Origin of the sequence: Plebeiibacterium sediminum (assembly GCF_026013605.1) — a bacterium.
Lineage (GTDB): Bacteria > Bacteroidota > Bacteroidia > Bacteroidales > Marinilabiliaceae > Saccharicrinis > Saccharicrinis sediminus.
In genome coordinates this window covers 32,567-59,513 of record NZ_JAPDPJ010000013.1, presented here as the reverse complement: position 1 = coordinate 59,513, position 26,947 = coordinate 32,567, and the positions used below count along the sequence as shown (strand labels likewise).

Sequence of the window (26,947 nt, the reverse complement as noted above, 5' to 3'; positions counted from 1 at the left end):
GTGATCAATAAAAACGCTACGAGATTGCATGTGGTAGATGCTTTGCGAGGTTTTGCAATAGTATCCATCATGTTACTTCATAATATCGAACATTTTGATGTTTATTTTCAACCACAGGATTTGCCTTCCAGGATGGTAACTCTGGATCAAACCATCTGGGATAGCCTGTTCTTTTTATTTGGAGGTAAGTCTTATGCTATTTTTGCACTTTTATTTGGACTAACCTTTTTTATTCAAACAGATCACCAGGAACAGAAGGGTAAGGATTTCAGATGGCGTTTTGCATGGAGGCTTGTTTTACTATTCGGGTTCGGACTCATTAATTCAGTCTTTTATCAGGGAGATATATTAACATTATATGCACTTGTAGGTTTTCTGTTAATTCCCTTTGCGAAAATGAAAAGCAAGTGGGTGTTTTTTTCTGCAATTCTTTTATTGTTGTTACCTACTGAGTGGGTTAAATTAATTCAAGGGATAAATAACCCGGATCTTTCACTTGAAAACCCTGTTTCATGGACTTATTTTGGTAAGATGAATGATTATATTCTGGATGGTTCATTTTTGCATACAGCTAGAGGGAATTTAACTAATGGTAAAATGGCTGTTCTACATTGGAGCTGGGAAAATGGACGGTTTTTTCATATACTGGCCCTGTTTTGTTTTGGAATGTTAGCCGGTAGAAAAAAACTATTTGCCTGGAATACTCAAAATAAAAAGATCTGGATTGGAATGTTTACTATTTCCATATTGGTATTTATTCCGTTGTATATATTAAAGAATAATCTGCCCCACCTAATAACTTCAGAGGTGATTAAAAGACCTTTGGAAACAATTGAAACCGCATTTACTAATATTAGCTTTATGTTAGTGTTGGTAGCTGGTTTTGTACTGTTGTTTCAAACAAAATATGGGAATAAGGTGCTAAATGTTTTTTCTCCGATAGGGAAAATGAGTTTATCAAATTATCTGTTTCAATCTATGATCGGATCTTCAATCTATTATGGTTTTGGATTGGGATTGTACAAATTTACAGGAGCCACTTATAGTGTAATAATAGGAATAGCACTGGCTATATTGTTGGGAATATTTTGTACTCAATGGGCCAAAAAGTTCAAGCATGGACCACTGGAAACAATCTGGCACAAATTAACCTGGATAAATTCAAAATAAACCTATCCAAGTTTTGATATTTTCTCTAATGTTTCCTGATCTAAGATTCGAATTATTCTACCGTCAACGGTAATTACCTTTTCATTTACAAAGGTTGACAATGTTCTTATGGCATTAGAAGTTGTCATGTTTGAGAAGTTAGCCAGATCCTCACGAGATAGATAAACATTTAATGTGATGCCATCGTCTTCAAAGCCGTAAATATCTTTCAATACTAATAAGCTTTCAGCAAGTCTACCTCTAATGTGTTTTTGAGTCAGTGTAACTGTTCTGTAACGTGAAAAACCTAACTCCTGAGCAAGTGAGCGAATAATATTTAAACTAAACTGATGATTGCTTTCAAGTAGTTCGTATACAATAGCTTTAGGAATATAGAAAATGGTGCAGGGTTCAATTACTACAGCTGAGGCAACATGCGGACCTTCAGCAAAAAAAGCGCGATAACCAATAAAACTGGTTGGATTAGCCATACGTACAATCTGGTCACGTCCACCAAATCCAACTTTATAAACTTTAACTTTTCCAGAACCAAGACATAATAAACTGTCTGGAATTTCGCCTTCCTGGTAAATTACGTCGTTCTTCTTAAAATGCTTTACAGAATGATTGTTAAGAACTTTTTCTTTTTCTTCATCGGTAAGGACATCATAAATTTGAGAAATATCTTTTATAGTAGGTTCAGCGTTAAAATTGTTATCTATTCTTCTTGGCATCTTATCTATTATTAGCTCAGCTAGATTTATGTTTTATAACATATTGAGTCCAAAAATAGAAAAAAGCCCACATACTAGCAACTATTATAGTTGTAATGCAGACTTTTTTATCTTATTTTAAGTAAAATAAATTCTTAAAACTTGGAAACCAGAGGAATTCTTCGTCCTAAACCAAATGCTTTTGATGAAACACGGATGATAGGTGCCGTTTGAAAGCGTTTATATTCGTTTATATTTACCAAACGAACTGCTTTTAACACTACTTCTTTATCAAAACCTTGTTCAATGATTTTTTGAGGATGTTCATTTTTCTCGATGTAATTAAATAGTACTTGATCCAAAACATCATAATCAGGTAGTGAATCACTATCCTTTTGATCCGGGCGTAATTCTGCTGAAGGTGGTTTTACAATAGTGTTAATAGGTATAATTTCCCGCTCTTTATTTATGAATCTGGCCAAATCAAAAACATCTGTTTTATATACATCGCCTAAAACAGATAAGCCACCGTTCATATCTCCATAAAGCGTTCCATAGCCTACAGCAGCTTCACTCTTATTAGATGTATTTAAAAGAATATGACCAAATTTATTGGATAGTGCCATTAATAAAGTACCTCTGATTCGAGCCTGAATATTTTCTTCAGTAACATCCGGATTTAACCCACTAAATAATGGTGCTAATGTATTATCAAATCCTTCTACAATATCTTTAATAGGAACAATATCATATTGAATCCCCAGATTATTTGCCAAATCTTCTGCATCTTTTATGGAGTGGTCAGAAGAATATTTTGAAGGAAGTAATAACACCCTGACATTTTCGGCTCCTAAGGCTCTTTCTGCAATAACTACAGTTACTGCAGAATCAATACCTCCCGATAAACCTAAAGTAGCCTTTTTAAAGCCCATCTTGTTAAAGTAATCCTTAACACCTAATACCAAAGCATCATGAATTAACTCAATTTTTTCTTTAGGATTAGTTTGAATGGCTTTATCAGAAGTCATCTCATCCAACTCGCAATACTGAATATCTTCGTTAAAAGAGTGGAGTTGTTTAATGATTTCACCACGGTTATTTACCGCTAATGAACTACCATCAAAAACAAGTTCTGTATTGGCGCCTATCTGATTTACATAAAAGAATGGAATCTCATTCTTAGCTGCCTTTTGTGAAATAATCTGTTGACGAATTTGTCCTTGATTATACGAAAAAGGAGAAGCTGCAATGTTGATCACCATATCCGGATTTAATTGTTTTAACTCCTTCATTGGTGATTTTTTGTAAAGCTTACTTTTGGCAAAGGAGTTAAATACAGGCTGTTCATCCCATAAGTCCTCACATATTGTAATAGCCAGTTTCTGGCCTTTATATTCAACTAAATTGAATTCGCTGTTGGGTTGAAAATATCTGTACTCATCAAAAACATCGTAGTTTGGCAATAATGTTTTGTGGTGTACGGAATTTATTTTGCCCTCAGCCAATACAAATGCAGAATTAAATAGTTTCTTTCCTTTTGGTTCCGGATTTATACTTGGACAACCAACAATAGCCATAATGTTGTTGCAAGCTGCTGCTATTTTTTCTACATAAAATAAACATTGCTCAATAAATTCTTCTCTTTCCAGTAAATCAAGAGGAGGATATCCACAAACAGCCAATTCGCTGAATACGATTAAATCACAACCATCATTTTGTGCTTTATTTATTGCATCAATTATTTTATTCGTGTTGGACTCAAAATTTCCAACATGGTAATTGAGTTGAGCAAGTGCTATTTTCATATTTGAGACTTTTAATTACGAGATGGAAACGATATTCAGAGCTTGATTTATTTCAAATTCTTATCGTATGCATCTGTCTATATGATTTTGGAAGTACAAAGAAACATCAAAGAATTGAAGATGCAAACAGAAATGCTTTATGAATTTACGGGTTAAAACATAAAAAAGGGTTTCAAATTACTGAAACCCTCTCAAAATATTGTCTGTCATTCATTTCTAATGACCTATATACTAAATATTCTGTTCGATTAAAATATAATACCAAAGTTAAATACTAACCTGTTTAATGTTGTTTTATCATTCGTATCTGCATTTTCGGTAATATCTGTTAATCCCTGGTTATAAGTTAAACCAAATTTCAGATAGGCATCTCCTCCAATAGAATATTGCATTCCTCCGCCAAACTGATAACCAAAGTTGATAAATCTTACTTCGTCATTAATGTTATTACCTGAACCATCATTGGTTTTGATATTAAACTGTGTGGTAACACCAAAAACACCATAAAAGCTACTTCTCTGAAAATCACTTGTTTGAAGTTTTAATCTAAAGGGAACTTCCAGATATTTCAGGCGATATTCTAAGGTTTTATTTGTTTCGGTTAGTGTTTCACCTCCAACCTTAAAGGATGTTTCATCCTGATATCTTAATTTACCCCCGGTAGTATTAATGGTTAAACCTGTTGATATCGCATAGTTTTTTGCAAAAAACTTATCCATTTCAACACCAAAGTTATATCCAAATAAACTTCCGTTGCTGTCTACTGAGCCATGGTCTGATTTTAACCAACTGATTTGTGGACTCAGGACAAATGCAAATCTTAGATCTGATTCTCTGTCTGTTTGAGCAAAAACAGAACCTGTGATCATCAGTAATAGTATAAGTAAAGAACTTATTTTTCTCATCATATATGTGTTTAGTAATTTGATTTTGCAAACATAAATAAAATTGTAGTTCGCTTCAAGTGTTTAATGCTGTGCTTGTTTTCCTAATTTTTGAGCAATAAAACTTACTACAATTAATTGTAATGAATGGTATATCATTATGGGAACAATGAATATACCTTGTGAAGCCATATTTTTAAAGAGTACATTTGCCATTACAGTACCATGGATTAATGATTTCTTTGAACCACAGAAAGTTGCAGTGATTCTGTCTTCTCTTGAAAAATTTAACCATCCTGAAATACCAAAAATAATGCCATATATTGCAGTGAATATGAAGGCTATAATAATGGCGGTAACGATTAAGTAACTCATGTTAATTGAATCAAAAATGTTAGCAGAAAAGGATTTGCTAAAACTATTGTATACAATCGACAGGATGATACTTTTATCGAATAAGGTAATGTATTTACTGTATTTACGTGCGTAAGCTCCAAATTTGTGATTAAGAAATAATCCTAATGCTACAGGTAATAATATTTTAATCACCAGGCTTAAAATGCTTTCCCAAAAATTAAAGTCGGCAGCACCAGAACTCATAAAAAGACCTATCCACATAGGCGTGATAATAATACCTATCAATCCTGAAATGCTGGCATTAAATATAGCACCGGGAATATTTCCTTTGGCTATGGATACCATAACTACAGATGATGATACGGTAGAGGGTAATGCAGCCATAAAAAATATTGCCAGCCAAATAAGTTCCTGATCTTCGTTTTGTATAAATGGTTTTAATAAAAGAACCAGTACAGGGAAAAATAAAAAAGTGGATAGCTGCGACAAAATATGAAGTTTGTAATTACTAAGTCCTTTTTTCATATCGCGAGGACTTAATTTTAATCCATAAAAAAAGAAGATTAATGAGATTCCTACCCCTGAGATATTTTCAAGATTAAAGACCGGATCAGCGCTTCCAATACCTGGTATAAAATAGGCGAGCCCAATCATACTGAGCAACGCAACTATAAAAAGATCTATTTTTTTAAGCATATATATGTTGATATTTAAAACAATGCGAATTTGCGTGAGGTTAGATTCGTAAGTGTGTAATCGATTATTCAGGAAGCAAAAATATGCTTTTTTATTTTTAAGTTTGTTCTCAAAATGTAGTTCATATGCGTATTTCTTATAAAATTTCAATTATATCACTGTTGGTTTTAGGACTGGCTTCATGTGTAAATAAATCTTTACATCCGGATGTGTCTGATGTGCAGGTTGATTTTAAGGTAATTCCATTTTATCAGGAGTTGAATCAGTTGGATTCTTTAGATGTCAGAGCTTCTATAGCTCCATTACGACAAAAGTATCCTCAATTTTTAGAGGCATTTAATAAGCAAATTATAAAAATAGGAGGGTATGAAAGAGTAGATTATCCCCAGCGATTAATGAGTTTTGTAAATTACGATGCCAATCAGGATATTATTAAGAAGTCAAAGGAAGTCTTCCCGTCATTTGATGGTTTCAAACAAGAGTTGGAAGGTGGATTTAAGCATTATAAACATTACTTTCCTAATGCTCATGTACCCGATATATTTTTAATGGTATCTGGTTTTAGCCAGAGTATTGCTGTTGATTCTGCCTGGGTAGGTGTAAGCATCGAAAAATATTTAGGTACTGATTGTGAATTTTATGAGTGGTTAGGTATTGCAAAATATTTGCGAAAAGGTATGACTAAGGAAAAAATGGCTTCGGATGTGCTACGTGCCATGGCTTTAACAAATTATGATTACGACAGACAAAAAGATGATGTAATCAATCATATGGTTTATACTGGAAAGATCAAATATTTTGTCAAGCATATGTTTCCTGATATAGCGGATACCTTGTTGTTTGATTATTCTGCCTATCAAATGAAATGGTGTTTGGATAATGAAGAGAACATGTGGTCTTCATTAGTGGAGTGGAAGCACCTGTTCAGCAACGATCGTATGTTAATACAAAAATATACTGGAGATGCTCCTTTTACAGCGAATTTTGGCGAGAATTCAGCACCCAGGGGTGGTGAGTTTTTGGGTTATAAAATTGTTGAGGCCTATATGAAAAATAACGATGATGTTACGCTGCAGGATTTAATGTTTGAGGAGGATGGACGTAAAATATTAGCCGCATCACATTACCGACCATAACTGGAAATGATTGAGATGGATAAGAATGAATTGAGGAAAGTTATTCAGAAAAGAAAAAAGAATCTGTCAAAAGAAGAGCGTATTGCTTCATCTATGGAGGTTTTTAAAGCACTTGAAGCGTCTCCAATATTTCAAAATGCTACACATTTGTTATGTTATTGGTCGCTTTTTGATGAGTTGGATACGCACTACTTTGTAAATAAGTATTGTAAAAATAAGAGCATCTATCTGCCTCGTGTAGTTGGAGATGAAGTTGAAATTGTTCCTTATTGTGGTGAAGCGTCAATGGAAAAGGGGGCCTTTGGTATTATGGAGCCTAATGGTAGTGCTATCTCTAATTATAATGAAATAGATTTAGTAATCGTTCCCGGAGTAGCTTTTACAACTGACGGTTACAGAATGGGAAGAGGAGGAGGATATTACGATCGCCTATTACCATTGTTAGCTAATGCCACAAAGGTAGGTGTAGCCTATAAATGCCAGATGTTGAATCAAGTACCGATAGAACCACATGATGTAAAAATGGATCAGGTATTTTGGGGATAAACACAGTTAGAAATATGATATAACAAAAAAGCCTGCTTAATCTGATTAAGCAGGCTTTTTGTGTATTTTCAATCTGCAATTAAGCAGGCTTAATTGCTTCTGTAGGACATACATCAGCACAAGTACCACAGTCAGTACAAGCTTCTGCGTCAATTTTATAGATATCTCCTTCAGAAATAGCGTCTACTGGACACTCATCGATACATGTTCCACATGCGATGCAATCTTCGTTTATAACGTAAGCCATTTTTTTATTGTTTTTATTAGTATTACAGCTAACAAAATTATTTTCTTTTTTTTTATATAAAAACAATATTATCTGTTTTAGCTTTATTTGAAATGTTTTTAAATAAATAAAAAGTTATAAAAAAACTTCTATTGGTCTTATTTATAGTTATTTATTGCGCTAAAACATCTAAAGCTATATATGCCATTAATCCTACAGAAGTCTCTAAGGATGATTCATTTAAGTCAAATCCAGGGGTGTGTAACCCACCTGTAGGCTTATTGTTCATCTGTTTAACTCCAAATCGGTAGAAAGTACAAGGATACTCTTGTGTGTAATAGCCAAAATCTTCAGCAGTCATTCTAATATCCATTTTATGGACATATTCCTGACCCAAATACTCACAAGCCGACTTATGTGCCAATTCTGTTACGTACTCTGAGTTTGTTACTACAGGATAACCATCATTGATTTTAATTTCACAGGTAGCTCCCATACTTTGGGCAATTTCACTGGCCATTTTTCTGATGTAGGCTTTTATTTTAGCTCTCCATTCCTCATTCATGGTTCTTAAAGTACCAGCTATTTCAACTTTTTCAGGGATAATATTGGTTGCTCCATCAGCAATAACACGTCCAAACGATAACACTGTAGGAATATTGGCCGGAACCATGCGGGCAACAATTTGCTGTAGTGATACAATGATATTGGCAGCAATTAAAACGTTATCATTTAAAGTATGAGGCATCGCAGCGTGTCCGCCTTTACCTTTAATCGTTAAATAAACTTCATCACCTGAGGCCATGTACATACCTTCTTTAAATCCAACATGCCCGGTTTCCATATCAGGCAGTACATGTTGTCCAATAATAATTTCAGGTTTAGGATGATCAAGAGCACCTTCTTCCATCATTAATTTGGCACCGCCAGGAAACTTTTCTTCTCCAGGCTGAAAAATAAGTAATATGGTTCCTTCCCATTGGTCTTTTAGTTCACTAAGTATTTTAGCTGTTCCTAATAATGATGCAGAGTGTGCATCATGTCCGCAGGCATGCATCACTCCGGCATTGCATGATTTTACTGAATGATCTTCGCTTTCATGGATTGGTAAGGCATCCATATCAGCTCTAAGTGCAATGATTTTTTTATCAGGATTTTTACCTTCGATTTTTCCAATGATACCGGTCTTAACATATCCTGATTTATAAGATATGCCATATTCATCTAATTTTGAGCAAATGTACTTTGAGGTATTGTATTCCTCAAAAGATAATTCCGGGTTTTCATGAATATGTCGTCTTATACCAACAATTTCATCAAAGTATTTATGAGTTAACTCTTTTATCTGATCCTTAAAATCCATATCTACTTGTTTAATTTGCTGCAAAGATAGTTTTTTACTCTGAAGCATTGATTAATATAGTATAGTGGATTTTAGTTTAAATTTATCATGTATGTAGTATTGGTAAAGTAGTTACTGAATTAAGCAGAGCGTCAGGCTAGCTAAGTTTGGCAAAGTGTGCCGCTATGTTGGTTTTTACCCGGCTTCCAGTCAAGTGTAGTTGAATAAAGATTAATAATACTTGTAACTTATATATAAAGTAATAAAAAAGCAGGAAGATAACTCACTCGTAAAAATACAGAAAAAGGCCTGAAAGGACTTATATATTATAGCATAGGGCATCGCCTCAGTTCTGCATAGCGTTTCGCAATGTCGTTTTATACCGGGCTTCCAGCCGGATGTGGTTTTGCAAAGATCATTAATGTATTTTGTTTATTGTTGCAAGTAAATTAGAACGTCCAGAGGCCGATTGTAAGGCAGTGAAGCGAGACGCTTCGCTGAGCAATGGAGTTGTACCAACAGATGTTTTTCGTCGATTATTCGCCCTTCTCATAATGACAAAAATCATCTTGAAAAGAAGTGTCTGTCATTTTTATAATATTCTTATTATCTTACCTTTAAAGCCATCCTGAAAAGGTGTGTCAGGGTTGCTATAATAAAGTGTAACTCTCATATTTTTAAATAAATAATTTATAATGGCTACAGATAAGTTTGTTGCAAGGCATATTGGGCCTCGCGATTATGAGATTGAAGAGATGCTTAAAACCATTGGTGTAGAATCAATGGAACAATTGATTGATGAAACAGTTCCTGAAAGTATCAGATTGAAGGAGCCTTTGCGTTTGGCAAAAGGATTAACAGAGCGACAGTATTTCAGAAAAATATTGGATATAGCCTCAAAAAATAAAGTATACAATACTTATATAGGAATGGGGTATTACGATACTATCACTCCTGCTGTAATTCACAGAAATGTTCTTGAGAATCCTGTATGGTATACTTCTTATACGCCTTATCAGGCCGAGATTTCACAAGGTAGATTAGAGGCTTTATTAAATTTTCAGACTGTAATTTGCGAGTTAACAGGAATGGAAATAGCCAATGCATCATTGTTAGATGAAGCAACAGCTGCAGCTGAAGCTATGGTAATGATGTTTAATTCGCGTCCAAGAGCCATGGTAAAAGCTAATGCAAATATCATGTTTGTGGATGAAAAAATATGGCCTCAAACAAGAGCCGTGTTGGAAACAAGAGCGAACCCTCTTGGAATTGAACTGCAATTTGGTGATTGGAAAGCGTGTGAACTATCTGAAAAACATTTTGGAGTGTTGGTTCAATATCCAAACTCAGATGGAAATGTAGTGGATTATAAAGAGTTGGTTACTAAAACTCACGAAGCAGGTTGTAAAATTTCGGTAGGTGCCGATTTATTAAGCTTATCTATGTTGGTTCCTCCAGGTGAGTGGGGAGCAGATATTGTTTTTGGATCTACACAGCGTTTTGGAGTTCCAATGGGATATGGAGGTCCTTATGCAGCTTATTTTGCCGCTCGAGAAGAGGGAAAAAGAAATATGCCAGGACGTATCATTGGTATTACTAAAGATGCCAATGGAAACAGAGCTTTAAGAATGGCTTTGCAAACCCGTGAGCAACATATTAAAAGAGAAAAAGCTACATCAAATATTTGTACAGCACAGGCTCTTTTAGCTACTATGGCCAGTTTTTATGCCGTATATCATGGTGCTGAAGGTATCAGAAGAATAGCAGGTCAAATACATAATATTGCATCCTTATTAACGCAAGAGATAGAAAAATTAGGATACAAGCAGTTGAATGAAAACTACTTTGATACCATCCGTTTTTCTATGGCTAAGCATGCATCTGTTGAATTAATAGAAAAGTATTCTCTTGAGTTGGAGATGAACTTCCGTTATTTTGAAAATGGAGATGTAGGTATCAGTATTGATGAAACTACCAACTTAGAAGATGTTAACTGGATTGTTGAAGTATTTGCTCGTGCAGCATGCAGCGATGTGCCAACAATTCTTGATATTGATGAAGTTTGTACTATTGATGAGGCTTATTTAAGAAAATCAGAGTATTTACAGCAAGAAGTATTTAAGTTGTATCGTTCCGAAACAGAGATGGTTCGTTACATCAAGAAATTGGAGCGTAGAGATATTTCACTAACACATTCTATGATTTCGTTGGGATCATGTACCATGAAATTAAATGCTGCAACAGAAATGTTACCATTAAGCTGGATTGAGTTTGGTGGAATTCACCCATTTGTGCCGGTGGATCAGGCTGCAGGTTATCATTTACTTTTTGCTGAATTAAAAAGAGACTTAGCTGAAATTACCGGATTTGCTGATGTTAGTTTACAACCTAACTCAGGTGCTGCAGGTGAGTATGCCGGATTAATGGTAATCAGAGCTTATCATCAAAGCAGAGGCGAAGATCAACGTAATGTGGCTATTATTCCTTCTTCTGCTCATGGAACTAACCCTGCAAGTGCTGTAATGGCAGGTATGAATGTAGTGGTTGTTAAATGTGATGAGCGAGGAAATATTGATGTAGCTGACTTAAAAGACAAAGCTGAAAAATATAAGGATACACTATCATGTTTGATGATTACTTATCCATCCACTCATGGTGTGTTTGAAGCTTCGGTTGTTGAAATTTGTAAGATTATCCATGATAATGGTGGTCAGGTTTACATGGATGGTGCCAATATGAATGCTCAGGTTGGTTTAACAAATCCGGGATTAATTGGTGCTGATGTATGTCACCTGAACCTGCATAAAACATTTGCTATCCCTCACGGTGGTGGAGGTCCTGGTGTTGGACCAATTGGAGTGGCTGAGCACTTGGTTGACTTTTTACCAACTCACCCTGTTGTTCAAAACGGACGAAGAGGTATTTCTGCTGTAGCAGCAGCACCTTGGGGAAGTGCCAGTGTAATGCCAATTACCTACGGTTATATAAAAATGTTGGGTAGTGACGGATTAAAGAGATCTACTGAAATAGCTATTTTAAATGCAAACTATCTGGCACATCACTTAAAAGAAGAGTATGGTGTGTTGTATACCGGAGAAAAAGGCAGAGTAGCTCATGAGATGATTTTAGAATGCCGTCATTTTAAAACAAGTGCAGGTATTACAGAATTGGATATTGCAAAACGATTGATGGATTATGGTTTTCATGCTCCAACTTTATCGTTCCCTGTACACGGAACTTTAATGGTTGAGCCTACTGAAAGTGAATCAAAACAAGAGTTGGATCGCTTTGTGGAAGTAATGAAATCTATATATGCAGAAATAAAAGAAGTTGAATCAGGTGAAGCAGATAAAACTAATAATGTATTAAAAAATGCGCCACACCCTGATTACAAAGTAGTTTGTGATGAGTGGACTCATCCTTACGGAAGAGAAAAAGCTGCATTCCCATTGGAATGGATTAAAGAAAATAAATTTTGGCTTACTGTGGCTCGTGTAGATGATGCCTTTGGTGATCGAAATTTAATGTGTACTTGTGGTTCTCCTGAAGAATACGAGTTACTTAATAAATAAAAATTGAGGTTTGAAAAGATGCCGTTCTAGTTTAGAGCGGCATTTTTTTTATGCCTTTAATTAAGGTGTCTGTTATGGGATGTAGTCGGGATAGCTTTGGGATTGGTAGCATTATAAAACAGATATAAGTCAAATGAAAGTTATATAAAAGCCATACCAAACTCATTAAACAATGAGTTTGGTATGGCTTTTATATGTTGAATATATGACGTAAATATGACTTAGTATCATTGCCTATACCTATTCTACCCAAAGCAAGTACATTGTTAATGTTATGAACAGTTGAATTATTTATCGAAAGAAGTTGACAGAACATTCAGTCATATGATATCATGCCCTGCATAGCGAACATAACCATGATTAAGTAATAGTAATAGATTCCATTCGCAGGAGCTCGGCATAGCGTCTTTGCTAACATAATGGTAAATAACTGTTAGCAGTTTCTTTTTCTAATTAATTATTGATATATTAAAGGTATGGTTCGGCATAGCGTCTCGCTATGTCGTATTAAAAAAGGCCTCTGGCCTCAATCTACATTAGATGTATAGCAGCTATTCATATAATTAACCAAAATAATACCTTAATTCAATTAAAAACTATACTATGAGCACAGCTTATCAAATAAGAGAGCAAGGTGAAATTTACTTTGTAACACTACAAATAGTTAATTGGATTGACTTGTTTAGTAGGCTTGACTATAGAAATATAGTAATTGATAATCTGAAATACTGTCAGAAAGAAAAAGGATTGGTTATTAATGCTTATGTCATTATGAGTAATCACATTCATTTAATTATACAAGCAAAAGAAAATAATTTGAGTAATGTGCTCAGAGATTTTAAAAGTTATACAAGTAAATGCTTGCTTGGTAGAATAGTGAATGGAGTAGAGAGTAGGAGAGAATGGCTTTTAATGCTGTTTAAAAAGGCTGCAAAAAAGCATAACAGAAATAGTCAATATCAGGTTTTTACTCATGAAAATCATGCAGTTCAACTGTATTCAGATAAATTTATCGACCAAAAACTTGATTATATACATGAAAATCCAGTGAGAGCTGGACTTGTTATGGAACCTCAGGATTATATTTATAGTAGCGCTACGAATTATGCTGAAGAGTCAAGTGTTTTGGATGTTGTTATCGTTGATAGAAGTTGGAACACAATTTAAATACCGGCCAGAGGCCGATTGTAAAGCAACGAAGCGAGACGCTTCGCTGAACGATTGTTGCACCAGCACTTTGGCTTCGAAAAATGTTATAGTGTAAAGAACAGTTCGGCCTAGCGTCATGCTGTGTTGTATTACATCCGGCTTTGAGCCGTATCTTTGAAATAAAGATTAATAATAAAAAAAGCTGCACTTAAAAAAATGCAGCTTTGAGTAATGAAATTAATATTTTATGCTTTAGTTGGCTCTGTTAATAGAGTCTTCAATAATATCTGTAAATACTTCTTTGATATCTAAACCTGCAGCTTTGATTTGTTGAGGAATAAAGCTTGTTGGAGTCATTCCTGGAGTAGTATTTACTTCAAGTAAAAATATTTTATTATCGCTCAACATATAATCTACACGGGCAATTCCTTTACAACCTAAGATATCATAAATCAAAGAAGTGATCTTTTGAATTCTATCGGTAGTTTCCTGTGGTAAACGGGCAGGGGTGATTTCCTGAGCTTTTTCGGCGTTGTATTTTGCTTCAAAATCGAAAAATTCATTGGCCGGAATTACTTCTGTAATAGGAAATACACATTCCTTTTCAGGTGTTTTATATAATCCACAAGTAAATTCATGTCCGCTGATAAACGATTCAATAATAACCTCGTTACTTTCTTCAAATGCTTTAAGAATGGCAGGTTCAATTTCCTCAAAGGTTTTTGCTTTGGAAATACCAAAACTTGAACCTCCGGCATTGGGTTTAATAAATAAAGGTAATCCTAATTTATCTGCAATATTTTCGCCCGCATATTCGGTTCCTTTTCTAATCAACAACGAGTCAGCAACAGAAACACCAAAGCCTTTAAGATAAGTATTGCAGGCAAATTTATTAAAGGTTAATGATGCTGCTAAAACGCCACATGTAGAATAAGGAATTTTCAACATATCAAAATACCCTTGTAGTCTTCCATCTTCACCCGGAGTTCCGTGGATTGTTATGTAAGCGCAGTTAAACAAAACCTTTTCACCATTCTTAGTAAACGAAAAATCATTCTTGTCAATTGGGTATTCACAACCATCCGATTCGGCTACCCATTTTTCGAGAGTGATTAATACTGCAACGGTGTTATATTTTGAACTGTCAATAAAAGAAAGTACACCTTGCGCACTTTTTCGTGAAACAACAATTTCAGAGGAATCGCCTCCGTAAACTACTGCAATATTTTTCTTATCCATTGATTGATATTTTATTCTTCAATATCTCTGTTTGATACATATGTCCTCCACTTTTCAATACATTGCATCATATCATCAGGAATTTCTGTATTAAAACTCATCTTTTCACCTGTATGAGGATGAACAAAACCTAATGATTTGGCATGTAAAGCTTGTCGAGGTAAAACCTTAAAGCAGTTTTGAACAAACTGTTTGTACTTTGTAAAAGTAGTACCTTTTAAAATTTCATGACCACCGTATCTTTCATCATTAAAAAGAGTATGGCCAATATATTTCATATGTGCTCTGATTTGGTGTGTTCGTCCTGTTTCTAAAATACATTGAACAAGTGTAACATAGCCAAATCTTTCTAACACTTTATAGTGCGTTACGGCGTGTTTACCCATTTCGCCCTCAGGATAAACCGTCATTTGCATCCTGTTTTTCAGGCTACGACCGATATGACCGGTTACAGTACCTTCGTCTTCTTCAACATTTCCCCAAACAAGAGCTACATAACTTCTTTCTGTTGTTTTTTCAAAGAATTGGCGTGCTAAATGATTTTTAGCTTGTTCTGTTTTGGCAATCACCAATAAACCAGATGTATCCTTATCAATTCTATGCACTAAGCCAGGACGAGGATCATCTGAATTAAACAGAGGCAGATCTTTAAGATGCCATGCCAATGCATTAACCAGTGTTCCTGTGTAGTTACCATGGCCGGGATGAACTACCAGTCCCGGATTTTTATTCACAACCAAAAGATGATCATCTTCGTAATGAATATCCAAAGGAATATCTTCAGGGATAATTTGAAGCTCACGCCTTGGGTATTCCATAACAATTGAAATGACATCGTTAGGCTTTACTTTGTAGTTTGGTTTAACAGAAACATCATTAACGCGAATGTTTCCTGCAGCTGCAGCATCCTGAATTTTACTACGTGAAGCATTTTCTAACCGGTTCACTAAAAACTTATCTATTCGGATTTGTTTTTGTCCCGGATCAGTAACAAAACGATAATGCTCAAACATTTCATTTTGCTCTTCTTCTATATCATCAAATTCTTCTTGTTTGTCGTTCTCCTCAATCATTGCTTATGCTTCTTATTCTTGTATTGGTTCTGGTGTTAAAATATCAGTACTTAAACTGTCAGTAACTAAAGTATCAGGAAGTATTTTTAAAGAATCAATGGTTAACCAGATATCTAAAGATGAGCCTAAACGAAGTTTTTTACCCATGTTAGCTTCTGGTAATTGTTTCCAAATAAAAGCTCTTAAGCTATCCTCCTGTGTGGCAATTGTATCATCATAAATGGTTACGTCAATATTTAAGGAGTTGCTTTGGCAAAGAGCCAGAGCTTCTTCAAGTGTCATGCCTTGTAAATCCGGAACCTCTGTTTTTGTATTGCTTAAACCTTGTCCCACTAAAAGGTCAATGGAAGATCCTTTGGCAATTAGGGTACCTGGTTCAATAGGTTTTCCTTTGTAATGCTGACCTAAAACCAACTGTGTGTATTCTGAAGGGATATAAATTAATTGTCCAACACGTAAGCCATAAGATTCTAAAGTAACCTGAGCATTACGTAAAGATATTTCTGCAAGCTGAGGCATAGGAACCTGTTCTGCAGTATATGCATTAATGGTAAAGAAAACAGTTCTGTTTTCTTTAACGAAGTTACCCGGTTTTGGAGTTTGTTCAACCACCACTCCAGGAGTTAAATCATCAACATGTACTGAATCGATAATTTTATATCGTAAACTTTTTTGTTGAATTAAATCAATAAACTGTTGTTCGGTTAACCCTGAAAAATCAGGTGTGGCAAAACTTTCACCGTGGTTGGTATAAATACTTATTCCTGTAAAAGTAATAATAAGCAGTATGGCTAATACTGCAAATGCTAAACCGATATGAGCAAAAAACTTTTTGCTGATAAAAAATTTGAGAACAGACATATTGTTGTGTTTTATCAAGATGAGCTCAAAAATAATATAATTACTATAATCTTGAATTAGAAATGGCTTGATTTTAAGGCAAAAAAAAAGGATTCATAAAGAATCCTTTTTTATATTCAGTTAAGCAATTACTTATGCTTTGTGTCTTTTTTCACTAGAAACGCTTAGTTTTTTTCTTCCTTTAGCTCTTCTTGAAGCTAAAACCTTACGTCCATTTGCACTAGCCATTCTAGCTCTAAATCCGTGCTTGTTTCTTCTTTTTCTGTTCGAAGGTTGAAATGTCCTTTTCATCTTAGTATTATTTTATCTTACGACTTTCTTTAATGTTCTTTTTTCGGACTGCAAAAATACATCTTTATTCTCTTTTTCCAAAAAAAAATACTTTTTATTTAAGTATTTCTTAATTTTTGTGTTAGGGCACAAATGGAATCTTTAAAAGGTTAGATGTATTAACTTTTTTGTTTCAAAGAATTCCTCTTCAAAAAAGTCTGTTAAAGGAGTTACGGTAACCCTGTTTTTAAAGGGTTTTACTTCTTCCATAAAATCACCACCTTTTAAATAGAGGATACCATTTGATATGGCATTGTTATTTTTGTCACTTATTAAATGTCGGGTTAAAGAAACAAACCGGGGGAAAGCAGTCACTGCCCTGCTGACTACAAAATCATATTTAGATTTTATTTTTTCAGAGCGTTCCTGTTGAGCGGTTACATTTTTTAAACCCAGCTCTTCCGCAATAGTTTGTACTACTTTTATTTTCTTTCCAATGGAATCCACTAAATGGAATTGGCATTCAGGAAAGTAAATGGCTAATGGAATACCCGGGAATCCTCCACCAGTACCCACATCTATAATTTTCGTTCCTGGTGTAAAGTTAATGAATTTGGCAATGCCTAAAGAATGAATAATATGTCTGATACCAAGTTCAGAAATATCTTTTCTGGAAATAACATTGATTTTTTCATTCCACTCCGGGTAAAGTTCTTCCAGTTTCTGGTATAGTTGAATTTTTTCCTCTGATAAATCAGGAAAGTATTTTTTGATCAAGCCCATCTTGTGTATCGGTCCCTCTTTGTTGATTTTAATGATTAGTCAAGCTTAACGTCAGAGTTTTTAAGCGTGTTAAATAATAATTCTCTGGCACGGAATAGTTGTGCTTTTACTGTACCTAAAGGAAGGTCTAGTTCCTGCGCAATTTCTTCATATGAAAACTCGTTGAAATATCTAAGTTCAATTAAAGTACGATATCTTGGTTTTAATTTTTTAACAACAGTGCGCATAAGTATGGCTTTTTGTTGTCTGATTAAACCTTCTTCCGGATCTGGAGTTTCGTCTTTAAGGTGGATAGGTTGATCATTTTCTTTTTCCTCGCTAAGATGAGTACCATCGATAGAAACAATATTGGTTCTTTTTTTACGAAGGTAATCAATGCAATTGTTCGAAGCTATTTTAAATAACCAGGTACTAAAAGCATAATTAGGAGAATATTGATGAATGTTTTTAAAGGCTTTACCGAATGCTTCAATGGTTAAATCTTCTGCATCACTTTTATTATTAACCATTTTTAAAAGCATAAAATAAATCGCGTCGCGATAGCGTCCCATTAGCTCAGCATAGGCTTTTTGATCTCCCTCTACTGCCAGCTGTACCAGACTGTAATCGTGTCTTGCTTTATCGGATAAGTTAGGATTTATGTCCATTTATTTTTTTTTGCTTGTCTTTTTCCGCCGAGTAATAATAAACCGGTAATTAAAGGTAATGTAAAATCAAATAAAATACCTCCAAAAGTTAAATCTCTTTGATTAAATTTTTTCGAAAGAACATTTAGTACCAATAGTTGAAGTACTATTTTCAAAAAAATCAATGCCAAGATACTTGCCACAAAAGTATGAAAAAAAATAGAAACAATGGAGAGCCCCCAAAATAATTGTCTCGAAAAGACTTCTGTTCCAATTATATATTTAATTTTTCTTTTGTAATAGGGTGAAGTTGTTAAATGTCTGCTTTTTTGTCTTCTCCATTCTTTAAAAGTTTGTGATGGTTGGGAGAATGTAAACGAATCAGGATGTGTAACAATACCAATATTATCTTTTGTTCCAGCATCTCTGATAAACAGATCGTCATCTCCAGACAATATATGCTGATGTTTTTTAAATCCCTGGAGTTTATTAAATAGCGCTTTGGTATAGGCCATGTTTCGGCCCACTCCCATATATGGAACGCCTCTAAGTGCAAAAGATAAATATTGAATAGCTATGGTAAATGTATCAAACCTGATCCAGTAATTTAAAAGACCTTTTTGTTTTGTATATCCTCCAAATCCCAGAATAATTTCTTTGCCTTGGTTAAAGCCTGCGGCCATATGTTTTAACCAATTTTTTGATGCAGGTACACAATCAGCATCTGTAAAAACTAAATTATTGTATTTGGCTGCTTTAATACCAATGGTCATGGCTAGTTTTTTGCCATGTCTGAATTTTTTATCGTAAGGTATAGTAGTATAATAAAGTTCTTTATGGTTTTCTTTAAAACGGGCTAATATTAATTCTGTATCATCTTCTGAAGCGTCGTTTACAACAATAACTTCAAAAATTCCCGGATAATCCTGATTAAATATTTCAGGTAAATTATTTTTTAAATTTTTAGATTCATTTTTTGCACATATAATTACCGACAATGGCGGATATTCAGAAAGGGGTTTTTCTTCCTTTTTTTTGATGTGCGTGTTAAGCTTTAAAAAGAAAAATAAATAGTAAAATACCTGTATTAGTAACAAGATGGCTAATGATATTATAATATAAAGCCATACTCCTGTAGTTGGTATGAAGTTTGATAAATCCACCTGATGTATTTATGTAAATTCTATATAAATGTTGTGTTTTGCGCAAGTGCAAAATACTATTGTTTTTTAAAAAAGCGAAGTGTGTTACAATATTTTTTGTGATTGCTAATTAAAGACTGTTTATATTTGCATCCCCAAAAAGAATAAAAAAATGGATTTTAAATTACAAGTAACAGATTCTAAATCAAGGGCGAGAGCCGGTAAAATCACTACGGATCATGGAGAGATTGAAACTCCCATTTTTATGCCTGTAGGAACTGTTGGTAGCGTTAAAGGCGTACATTTTAACGATCTTAAGGAAGATATTGAAGCACAAATTATATTAGGTAATACATATCATTTGTATTTACGTCCGGGACTGGATATTATTGAAAAGGCAGGAGGTTTGCATAAGTTTAATGGCTGGGACAGACCTTTATTAACAGATAGTGGAGGTTACCAGGTATTTTCATTAAGTGGAAACAGAAAGCTAAAAGAAGAAGGTGCTGTTTTTAGATCGCATATTGATGGTTCAAAACATTTGTTTACTCCAGAAAATGTGGTAGATATTCAACGTATTATCGGAGCCGATATTATAATGGCTTTTGATGAGTGTGCCCCGGGAGATGCAGATCATAAATATGCCAAAAACTCGATGGAACTAACTCATCGCTGGTTAAAAAGAGGTATTACTCATTTTGATCAAACAGATCCAAAGTATGGACATAGTCAAACATTTTTTCCAATTGTACAGGGAGCCGGCTTTAGAGATTTAAGAAAACAATCAGCTGAATATATTGCTTCGTTTGGTAGAGAAGGAAATGCTATTGGAGGTTTATCAGTTGGTGAACCAGCTGAAGTAATGTACGAAATGACAGAAGTAGTAACCGGAATTTTACCGGAGGATAAGCCAAGGTATTTAATGGGAGTGGGGACTCCGGTAAATATATTGGAATCCATTGCTTTGGGTGTGGATATGTTTGACTGCGTAATGCCAACACGAAATGGTAGAAACGGAATGCTTTTTACATCAAGAGGTATTATGAATATGAAAAATGAAAAGTGGAAAGACGACTTTTCGCCTATTGATCCAGAAGGCACTTCATTTGTAGATCATCACTATACCAAAGCTTATTTACGACATTTGTTTGTTTCAAAAGAATTGCTGGCAGCTCAAATTGGAAGTTTGCATAACCTGGCATTTTATTTATGGCTGGTAAAAGAAGCCAGAAAACATATTATTGCCGGAGATTTTGCCGTTTGGAAAGATCAAATGGTAAAACAATTAACTGTTCGGTTGTAAGTTTGTTTTTATGCTCTTTTTGATGACTATTTTATTGTTACACAAATAAGTAGCATAGTTCATTATATTTTTGTTCTTTTGTAATCTATATTAGAATATACCACTTTTATGAGAGGCGCTATACAAAGGCTTGATAGGTACATTATTCGTAAATTTTTAGGTACTTATTTTTTTGCAATTCTATTAATTATCAGTATTGCTGTAGTATTTGATATCACAGAGAAAATTGATAATTTCTTAGAAAATGGAGCACCCGTTCAAGCTATTATCTTCGATTATTATTTTAGTTTTATTCCATACTTTGCCAATTTATTTTCTCCGTTATTTGTATTTATTGCGGTAATCTTTTTTACCTCAAAAATGGCTTATGATACGGAGATTATCGCCATTTTATCAAGTGGAGTAAGCTTCAAGCGGCTGATGTTTCCTTATTTTGTTTCTGCATTTATAATAGCTGTATTTTCCTTTCTTTTAGGGGGATATGTTATTCCTCCATCCAACCAAACAAGATTGGAGTTTGAAAGTACTTATGTAAAAAAGAGCAAAAAGGATACCGGTTTAAAAGAAATTCACTTTCAGCTTGAACCTGGCGTATTTATATATATGGGACGCTTTTATAGCTATAGTAATAAAGGAAGTAAATTTAGTGCAGAAAGGTTTGAAGGCACTGAAATGAAATCGAAATTAACAGCTAAAACCATTAAGTATCTGGAAGATGAAAAAAAGTGGGAGTTGTCAAACTATATGATTAAAGATTTTATAGGTGATAATAGAATTAGTATTCGGGAAGGAAGTAAGCTGGATACCGTTTTTAATATGACCCCAGAAGATTTTAAATCAGAGCATAATTGGTTTGAAACAATGACTTATACAGAGCTAAGTAGATATATTGATGTTCAAACGCAAAAGGGAGTTGGATCTGTTAAGCCGTTTATTATTGAGTATTATAAAAGGTTTGCCAACCCATTTTCAGCATTTATTTTAACATTGATTGGAGTGTCATTGGCCTCCCGTAAAGTTAGAGGCGGAATTGGTTTACATATTGGAGTTGGTTTAGGATTGAGTTTTGGATATATTTTATTCATGACCATATCAACAACTTTTGCTATTAATGGTAATATGAATCCTTTACTGGCCGTGTGGTTGCCCAATATTGTGTTTGCAATAATTGGCGTGTATTTATATTTCAAAGCACCTAAGTAAAATTGGTAAAAGGTTAAATAATTAGCTAACCTGTTGCATATCCGTTTTTTATTTCGGTTCTTTGTGCGGTTTTTGAAAAATAATTTTCTAATTATTATATACCCAGAAATTCGCAAACTTTGTCTGTGTTATGACATTGATTTGTATTAGGTTAATTAAAAATGTTTAATTATGTCATTGAAAAAACACATCCTTGATCTTCGTAAAAGAAAAGAGAAGGTTGAAATGGGTGGTGGTGAAAAAGCCATCGAAAAACAAGTGGCCATGGGTAAAATGACTGCCCGTGAGCGTATTCTTGCCATTCTTGATCAAGATTCTTTTACAGAGTATGATCTTTTTGTTGAGCACGAAGCTAAAGACTTCGGTATGGACAAAAAGCAGCTTCATGGTGACGGTGTGATTATCGGTACAGGAACAATCTACGGAGCACCTATTTGTGTGTTCGCACAGGATTTTACTGTAGCGGGAGGATCTTTAGGGCTAATGCACGCTCGTAAGATCACAAAAATCATGGACCATGCGTTAAAAATGCGCGTGCCTTTGATCGGTATTAACGATTCAGGTGGTGCTCGTATTCAGGAAGGTGTAAATTCACTTGCCGGTTACGGTGAGATCTTTTACAGAAACACAATTGCATCAGGAGTTATTCCACAAATTTCAGTAATCTTAGGTCCTTGTGCCGGAGGAGCAGTTTATTCTCCTGCATTAACTGACTTTGTATTTGTGGTTGATAACATTTCTAAAATGTTTATCACAGGACCTGGTGTAATAAAAACAGTTCTTGGTGAAGAAATTTCAATGGAAGAACTAGGTGGAGCCCGTGTTCACGCAGAAACTACAGGTAACGCCCATTTCTTTGCAAATAGTGAGCAGGAATGTTTTGAGCAAATTAAAAAGCTGATCACATTTATCCCTTGGAATAACTCTAAAAAAGCTAAAGAATTCCCTCCAAAAGAACCATTGTATAAAGGTAATATTGAAGACCTTATTCCATCTGACCCACGTAACCCTTATGATGTACGTGATGTTATTAAAGGAATTGTTGATGATGGTGATTTCTTTGAAATTCAGGAGTTGTTTGCTGCAAACATCGTAATTGGTTTTGGTCGTTTAAATGGTCAAACTATTGGTTTTGTAGCTAACCAGCCTATGGTACTTGCCGGTGTATTAGATTGTGATAGTTCAGATAAAGCAGCTCGTTTTATTCGTTACTGTGACTCATTTAATATTCCAATTGTAACTCTTGAGGATATGCCAGGTTACTTACCTGGAGCAGATCAGGAGCATGCAGGTGTGATTCGTCACGGAGCAAAAGTTCTTTATGCTTACTCTGAAGCTACAGTGCCAAAAATTACTGTAATTCTTCGTAAAGCTTATGGTGGTGGTTATATCGCTATGAACTCTCGTCACTTAGGTGCTGACTTTATGTTTGCATGGCCAACTGCAGAAATCGCAGTAATGGGTCCTGAAGGTGCAGCTAATATCATCTTTAAGAAAGAAATTGATGCTGCTGAAAATCCTGAAGAAATGCGTAAACTTAAAGTTCAGGAGTACAGAGAGAAATTTGCTAACCCATATGTGGCTGCAGCAAAAGGATATATCGATTCTGTTATTGAGCCAAATGAAACACGTAATATTTTATTACATGCTCTTGAGGTGTCTGAAGGAAAAGATATTGTACATCCAGACAAAAAACATGGTATTCCTCCATTTTAAAAACAGCTGATAATGAGCGATAAAGAAGAATTGGTTGGATTTAGGGTACATACAATGGAGTACCAGACTAAAGTTACTAAAAAGTATGCCAACAGAAAAGCCTGGCAAGCACCAGATCCAAACGAAATTAAATCGTATATACCTGGAACGATTATTAAAATAAACGTAAAGGTTGGAGATAAGGTGAAAGAAGGAGAGTCGTTATTGGTTTTAGAAGCTATGAAAATGCAAAATCAAATTGCTATGCCATTTGATGGTACAGTAAAAGAGATTTGTGTTAAGGAAGGCGATAAAATTCCAAAAAACGAATTGATGGTTGTTATTGAAGAGTAATATTATTCGAAACAATTAAATATAAAGGCCCTGATACTTCAGGGCCTTTTTTATGTCTTATATTTTTTCAATCCAATTAAAATATTCGGGAAACAGTACCTTTGGTTTCTCATTAAAAATTCCAAAAACTGCCGCTCCACTTCCTGTCATTGCAGCATAGGTAGCACCGGAGTTATAAAGTTTATCCTTTATTTCTTTTATGCCAGGATGGTTAGGGAAAACCGACGCTTCAAAGTCATTAACAACAGTATCTTTCCAGTCTTTAATAGGTTGACTTAATTTTTCTGTTAAACTCATATCCGGAAATGCGGGTTTGATTCCACTGTAAGCTTCAGGAGTTGAGATATGAATATCGGGTTTAATCAGCATGAGGTATTTATCTTTTAAATTTAAAGAAACAGGTTGTAAAATATCTCCAATGCCAGTTGCAATACATGGTGTGTTAAGGATGAAAAAAGCACAATCAGCACCCAGTTTTGCTGCATAACTAATTAGTTTTTCATCAGAGATTTTTAATTGAAACATTTCGTTTAATGTGGTAAGTGTAAATGCAGCATCTGCAGAGCCGCCACCCAAACCGGCACCAAATGGAATCACTTTGTGTAAATGTATTTTTACAGGAGGAATATCGAAATCTTGTTTTAGCAAAAGTAATGCCTTAATGCAAAGGTTTGATTCAGCATTTCCATCAATAGCAATTCCGCTACTACTCCACAAATAAGGCTCATCACCGGATTTATTTTCTATGATTTCAATAACATCATATAATTTTGTTGGATAAAACAGCGTTTCAAGATTATGATAGCCATCAGGTCGTTTTTCAGTGACATGAAGACCGATGTTTATTTTTGCATTGGGAAAACAGATCATAGAAATATAATAATGTGAGATTTTTAAAATTGCTCAAAGATATTAAAGTCTTCAAATTTAAGTTTAAGGTTGGATGAAATAATCTTTGTCTATGGTAAAACAACTCCATTATTTAAGCATCATGGCATAGTATAAAGGCACATCAAAATTTAATTTTCATGGTGTGTATTGAGAATCAAGAACAAGGATTTATAGATGAATTTTTTTGATGAATGGGGTGGCTAATCGTGATATATTATAGCAAAAACTAATTAACTTTGTCCTCCCTTTGAAAAAAAGAATTACAGGTTATGGCACAAAAAAGGAATTATTCAAACAAAAAGGTACCAAGTGTAGATTTAGAGGTGGGCAAGATGCCACCACAGGTGTTGGAATTAGAAGAGGCGGTTCTGGGTGCATTGATGTTGGAGAAAGAAGCTTTTACAAGTGTTGGGGAATTGCTAAAACCTGAGTGCTTTTATAAGGAAGCTCATCAGAAGATTTATGCAGCGATTCAGAATTTGTATAGTAAAGAATATCCGGTAGATATGCTTACTGTTACTGAGGAGCTTCGAAAAGTAGGTCAGTTAGAAGAGATTGGTGGGGCTTTCTTTATCACTCAATTAACAGGTAGAGTTGCATCCGCAGCTCACATTGAATATCACGCGCGAATTATCTGGCAAAAATATCTTCAGAGAGAGGTAATTAAAATAAGCTCAGAAATTCAAACCAAGGCTTATGATGAAGGTATTGATGTTGATGATTTATTGGATGAATCAGAAAGTGCTTTCTTTAAATTGAGTCAGGGTAACATGAAAAAAGATGTTACTCAAATTAATCCGGTGATTGATGAGGCTATTGCAATGATTAAAGAAGCCTCTCAGCGTAGTGATGGATTGAGTGGTGTTCCTTCCGGATTTACAGAGTTGGATAGAATTACTTCCGGATGGCAGAAGACTGATATGATTGTTATTGCTGCCCGTCCTGCGATGGGTAAGACAGCTTTTGTATTATCTATGGCCCGGAATATGGCACTTCAGTTTAATCAGGGAGTAGCAGTGTTCTCACTTGAGATGGGTAATGTTCAGCTGGTGAATCGTTTGATTGTATCAGAAACTGAACTTCCGGCAGAGAAGATTAAAAAAGGTAACCTGGCAAGTTATGAGTGGGAGCAACTGGATCATAAAATTCAGAACTTAATTGATGCTCCTATCTTTGTGGATGATACCCCCGGTTTATCGGTTTTTGAACTGAGAGCAAAATGTCGAAGATTAAAAAAACAGCACGATATACAAGTTGTAATCATCGATTACCTTCAGCTGATGAATGCTAACGGTATGAATCCAGGTTCACGTCAGGAAGAGGTGAGTATGATTTCACGATCGTTAAAAGGATTGGCAAAAGAATTAAATATTCCTATTATTGCCTTATCGCAGCTGAATCGTGGTGTTGAAGGGCGTGCGGGAGCAGAAGGAAAAAGACCTCAGCTATCTGACTTGAGGGAATCGGGAGCGATTGAGCAGGATGCCGATATGGTGTGTTTTATTCACCGTCCGGAATATTATAAAATTACCGAGGATGAACAAGGTAATTCACTGATAGGAATGGGTGAGATTATTATTGCAAAACATCGTAACGGTGCCACAGGAGATGTTCGTTTGAGGTTCCGTGGTGAATTAGCTCGTTTTGAAAATCCTGATACTGGTGTATTTGGAGATGATTTAGGAATGGATCAGGGCGGACAGTCTGTAACTTACGGCTCTAAAATGAATGAATCAACAGATGGTGGTTTTGCTCAGCAACCTGCGGGTAATGATTTTGGATTACCAAATTACCCTGATGGACCTCCAACTCCTTTTGATAATGATGTTCCGTTTTAATGGATAAAAGATATTCAACATATGAGCCCTGCATGATTTTTTGTGCAGGGTTTCTTGTTTTATATAATGATAATATTCTCAATATATCTGGACT

General features: G+C 34.8%; 24 protein-coding genes. 10 read left to right on the top strand and 14 right to left on the bottom strand.

What is annotated here, in order from left to right:
* The gene (locus tag OM075_RS07860; RefSeq protein WP_301189942.1) at nucleotides 1-1,170 is read left to right on the top strand and encodes a DUF418 domain-containing protein; all 1,170 of its coding nucleotides are present in this window, start codon (nucleotides 1-3) and stop codon (nucleotides 1,168-1,170) included.
* A 2-nt stretch (nucleotides 1,171-1,172) separates the two neighbouring features.
* Here OM075_RS07860 and OM075_RS07855 read toward each other — a convergent pair whose 3' ends face one another.
* The 4 genes from OM075_RS07855 to OM075_RS07840 form a co-directional block, all read right to left on the bottom strand.
* Nucleotides 1,173-1,883 (bottom strand): Crp/Fnr family transcriptional regulator, encoded by a 711-nt coding sequence (locus OM075_RS07855; protein WP_301189941.1) that lies wholly within the window; start codon nucleotides 1,881-1,883, stop codon nucleotides 1,173-1,175.
* 134 nt (nucleotides 1,884-2,017) lie between these two features.
* A complete protein-coding gene (locus tag OM075_RS07850; protein WP_301189940.1) occupies nucleotides 2,018-3,667 on the bottom strand; it encodes an NAD+ synthase in 1,650 nt (549 codons plus the stop codon).
* 248 nt (nucleotides 3,668-3,915) lie between these two features.
* Entirely contained in the window at nucleotides 3,916-4,572 is a 657-nt protein-coding gene (locus tag OM075_RS07845) for a porin family protein (protein ID WP_301189939.1), read from the bottom strand.
* Nucleotides 4,573-4,635: 63 nt separating this feature from the next.
* Nucleotides 4,636-5,604 (bottom strand): bile acid:sodium symporter family protein, encoded by a 969-nt coding sequence (locus OM075_RS07840; RefSeq protein ID WP_301189938.1) that lies wholly within the window; start codon nucleotides 5,602-5,604, stop codon nucleotides 4,636-4,638.
* Between the two features lie 125 nt (nucleotides 5,605-5,729).
* Here OM075_RS07840 and gldB point away from each other — a divergent pair, with 125 nt between their 5' ends.
* Nucleotides 5,730-6,740: a gliding motility lipoprotein GldB gene (gene gldB / locus OM075_RS07835; protein WP_301189937.1), complete on the top strand. Its 1,011-nt coding sequence runs from the start codon at nucleotides 5,730-5,732 to the stop codon at nucleotides 6,738-6,740.
* Between the two features lie 15 nt (nucleotides 6,741-6,755).
* On the top strand, nucleotides 6,756-7,286 hold the full coding sequence (locus OM075_RS07830) for a 5-formyltetrahydrofolate cyclo-ligase (RefSeq protein WP_301189936.1): 531 nt from the start codon (nucleotides 6,756-6,758) through the stop codon (nucleotides 7,284-7,286).
* Nucleotides 7,287-7,365: 79 nt separating this feature from the next.
* Here the strand turns inward: OM075_RS07830 and fdxA are convergent, their stop codons facing one another.
* Both fdxA and OM075_RS07820 read right to left on the bottom strand, forming a co-directional pair.
* Nucleotides 7,366-7,533, bottom strand: a complete 168-nt coding sequence (gene fdxA / locus OM075_RS07825) for a 4Fe-4S ferredoxin (protein ID WP_301189935.1) — start codon at nucleotides 7,531-7,533, stop codon at nucleotides 7,366-7,368.
* A gap of 151 nt (nucleotides 7,534-7,684) precedes the next feature.
* A complete protein-coding gene (locus OM075_RS07820) occupies nucleotides 7,685-8,875 on the bottom strand; it encodes a M20 metallopeptidase family protein (RefSeq protein ID WP_301189934.1) in 1,191 nt (396 codons plus the stop codon).
* Nucleotides 8,876-9,549: 674 nt separating this feature from the next.
* Between OM075_RS07820 and gcvP the strand changes: the two genes are divergently transcribed.
* The gene (gene gcvP / locus OM075_RS07815; protein ID WP_301189933.1) at nucleotides 9,550-12,426 is read left to right on the top strand and encodes an aminomethyl-transferring glycine dehydrogenase; all 2,877 of its coding nucleotides are present in this window, start codon (nucleotides 9,550-9,552) and stop codon (nucleotides 12,424-12,426) included.
* Nucleotides 12,427-13,029: 603 nt separating this feature from the next.
* Nucleotides 13,030-13,593, top strand: a complete 564-nt coding sequence (locus tag OM075_RS07810; RefSeq protein ID WP_301189932.1) for an REP-associated tyrosine transposase — start codon at nucleotides 13,030-13,032, stop codon at nucleotides 13,591-13,593.
* Nucleotides 13,594-13,827: 234 nt separating this feature from the next.
* Here OM075_RS07810 and OM075_RS07805 read toward each other — a convergent pair whose 3' ends face one another.
* From OM075_RS07805 to OM075_RS07775, 7 genes are all read right to left on the bottom strand, one after another.
* Entirely contained in the window at nucleotides 13,828-14,814 is a 987-nt protein-coding gene (locus OM075_RS07805) for a D-alanine--D-alanine ligase (protein ID WP_301189931.1), read from the bottom strand.
* An 11-nt stretch (nucleotides 14,815-14,825) separates the two neighbouring features.
* Nucleotides 14,826-15,887 (bottom strand): RluA family pseudouridine synthase, encoded by a 1,062-nt coding sequence (locus tag OM075_RS07800; RefSeq protein WP_301189930.1) that lies wholly within the window; start codon nucleotides 15,885-15,887, stop codon nucleotides 14,826-14,828.
* A 12-nt stretch (nucleotides 15,888-15,899) separates the two neighbouring features.
* Entirely contained in the window at nucleotides 15,900-16,748 is an 849-nt protein-coding gene (locus tag OM075_RS07795) for a PASTA domain-containing protein (protein WP_301189929.1), read from the bottom strand.
* A gap of 132 nt (nucleotides 16,749-16,880) precedes the next feature.
* Nucleotides 16,881-17,039, bottom strand: coding sequence for a 50S ribosomal protein L34 (gene rpmH / locus OM075_RS07790; protein ID WP_044262814.1), 159 nt, complete (start codon nucleotides 17,037-17,039; stop codon nucleotides 16,881-16,883).
* Between the two features lie 141 nt (nucleotides 17,040-17,180).
* A complete protein-coding gene (gene rsmG / locus OM075_RS07785) occupies nucleotides 17,181-17,801 on the bottom strand; it encodes a 16S rRNA (guanine(527)-N(7))-methyltransferase RsmG (RefSeq protein ID WP_301189928.1) in 621 nt (206 codons plus the stop codon).
* 35 nt (nucleotides 17,802-17,836) lie between these two features.
* Nucleotides 17,837-18,448: an RNA polymerase sigma factor gene (locus tag OM075_RS07780; RefSeq protein WP_301189927.1), complete on the bottom strand. Its 612-nt coding sequence runs from the start codon at nucleotides 18,446-18,448 to the stop codon at nucleotides 17,837-17,839.
* Nucleotides 18,439-19,590: a glycosyltransferase gene (locus OM075_RS07775; protein WP_301189926.1), complete on the bottom strand. Its 1,152-nt coding sequence runs from the start codon at nucleotides 19,588-19,590 to the stop codon at nucleotides 18,439-18,441. Before OM075_RS07775 ends, OM075_RS07780 begins: the two co-directional genes overlap by 10 nt.
* 151 nt (nucleotides 19,591-19,741) lie before the next feature.
* Here OM075_RS07775 and tgt point away from each other — a divergent pair, with 151 nt between their 5' ends.
* The 4 genes from tgt to OM075_RS07755 all read left to right on the top strand — a co-directional run bounded on the left by tgt (nucleotide 19,742) and on the right by OM075_RS07755 (nucleotide 24,124).
* Nucleotides 19,742-20,872 (top strand): tRNA guanosine(34) transglycosylase Tgt, encoded by a 1,131-nt coding sequence (gene tgt, locus OM075_RS07770; RefSeq protein WP_301189925.1) that lies wholly within the window; start codon nucleotides 19,742-19,744, stop codon nucleotides 20,870-20,872.
* 108 nt (nucleotides 20,873-20,980) lie between these two features.
* Entirely contained in the window at nucleotides 20,981-22,075 is a 1,095-nt protein-coding gene (locus OM075_RS07765) for an LptF/LptG family permease (protein ID WP_301189924.1), read from the top strand.
* A gap of 171 nt (nucleotides 22,076-22,246) precedes the next feature.
* Entirely contained in the window at nucleotides 22,247-23,791 is a 1,545-nt protein-coding gene (locus tag OM075_RS07760; protein WP_301189923.1) for an acyl-CoA carboxylase subunit beta, read from the top strand.
* A 12-nt stretch (nucleotides 23,792-23,803) separates the two neighbouring features.
* Entirely contained in the window at nucleotides 23,804-24,124 is a 321-nt protein-coding gene (locus OM075_RS07755) for a biotin/lipoyl-containing protein (RefSeq protein ID WP_301189922.1), read from the top strand.
* Nucleotides 24,125-24,181: 57 nt separating this feature from the next.
* On the opposite strand, the gene ispE is transcribed toward OM075_RS07755, so the two are convergent.
* Nucleotides 24,182-24,994, bottom strand: a complete 813-nt coding sequence (gene ispE, locus OM075_RS07750) for a 4-(cytidine 5'-diphospho)-2-C-methyl-D-erythritol kinase (protein WP_301189921.1) — start codon at nucleotides 24,992-24,994, stop codon at nucleotides 24,182-24,184.
* A 290-nt stretch (nucleotides 24,995-25,284) separates the two neighbouring features.
* Between ispE and dnaB the strand changes: the two genes are divergently transcribed.
* Nucleotides 25,285-26,853, top strand: coding sequence for a replicative DNA helicase (dnaB, locus tag OM075_RS07745; RefSeq protein WP_301189920.1), 1,569 nt, complete (start codon nucleotides 25,285-25,287; stop codon nucleotides 26,851-26,853).
* Nucleotides 26,854-26,947: the final 94 nt, after the last annotated feature.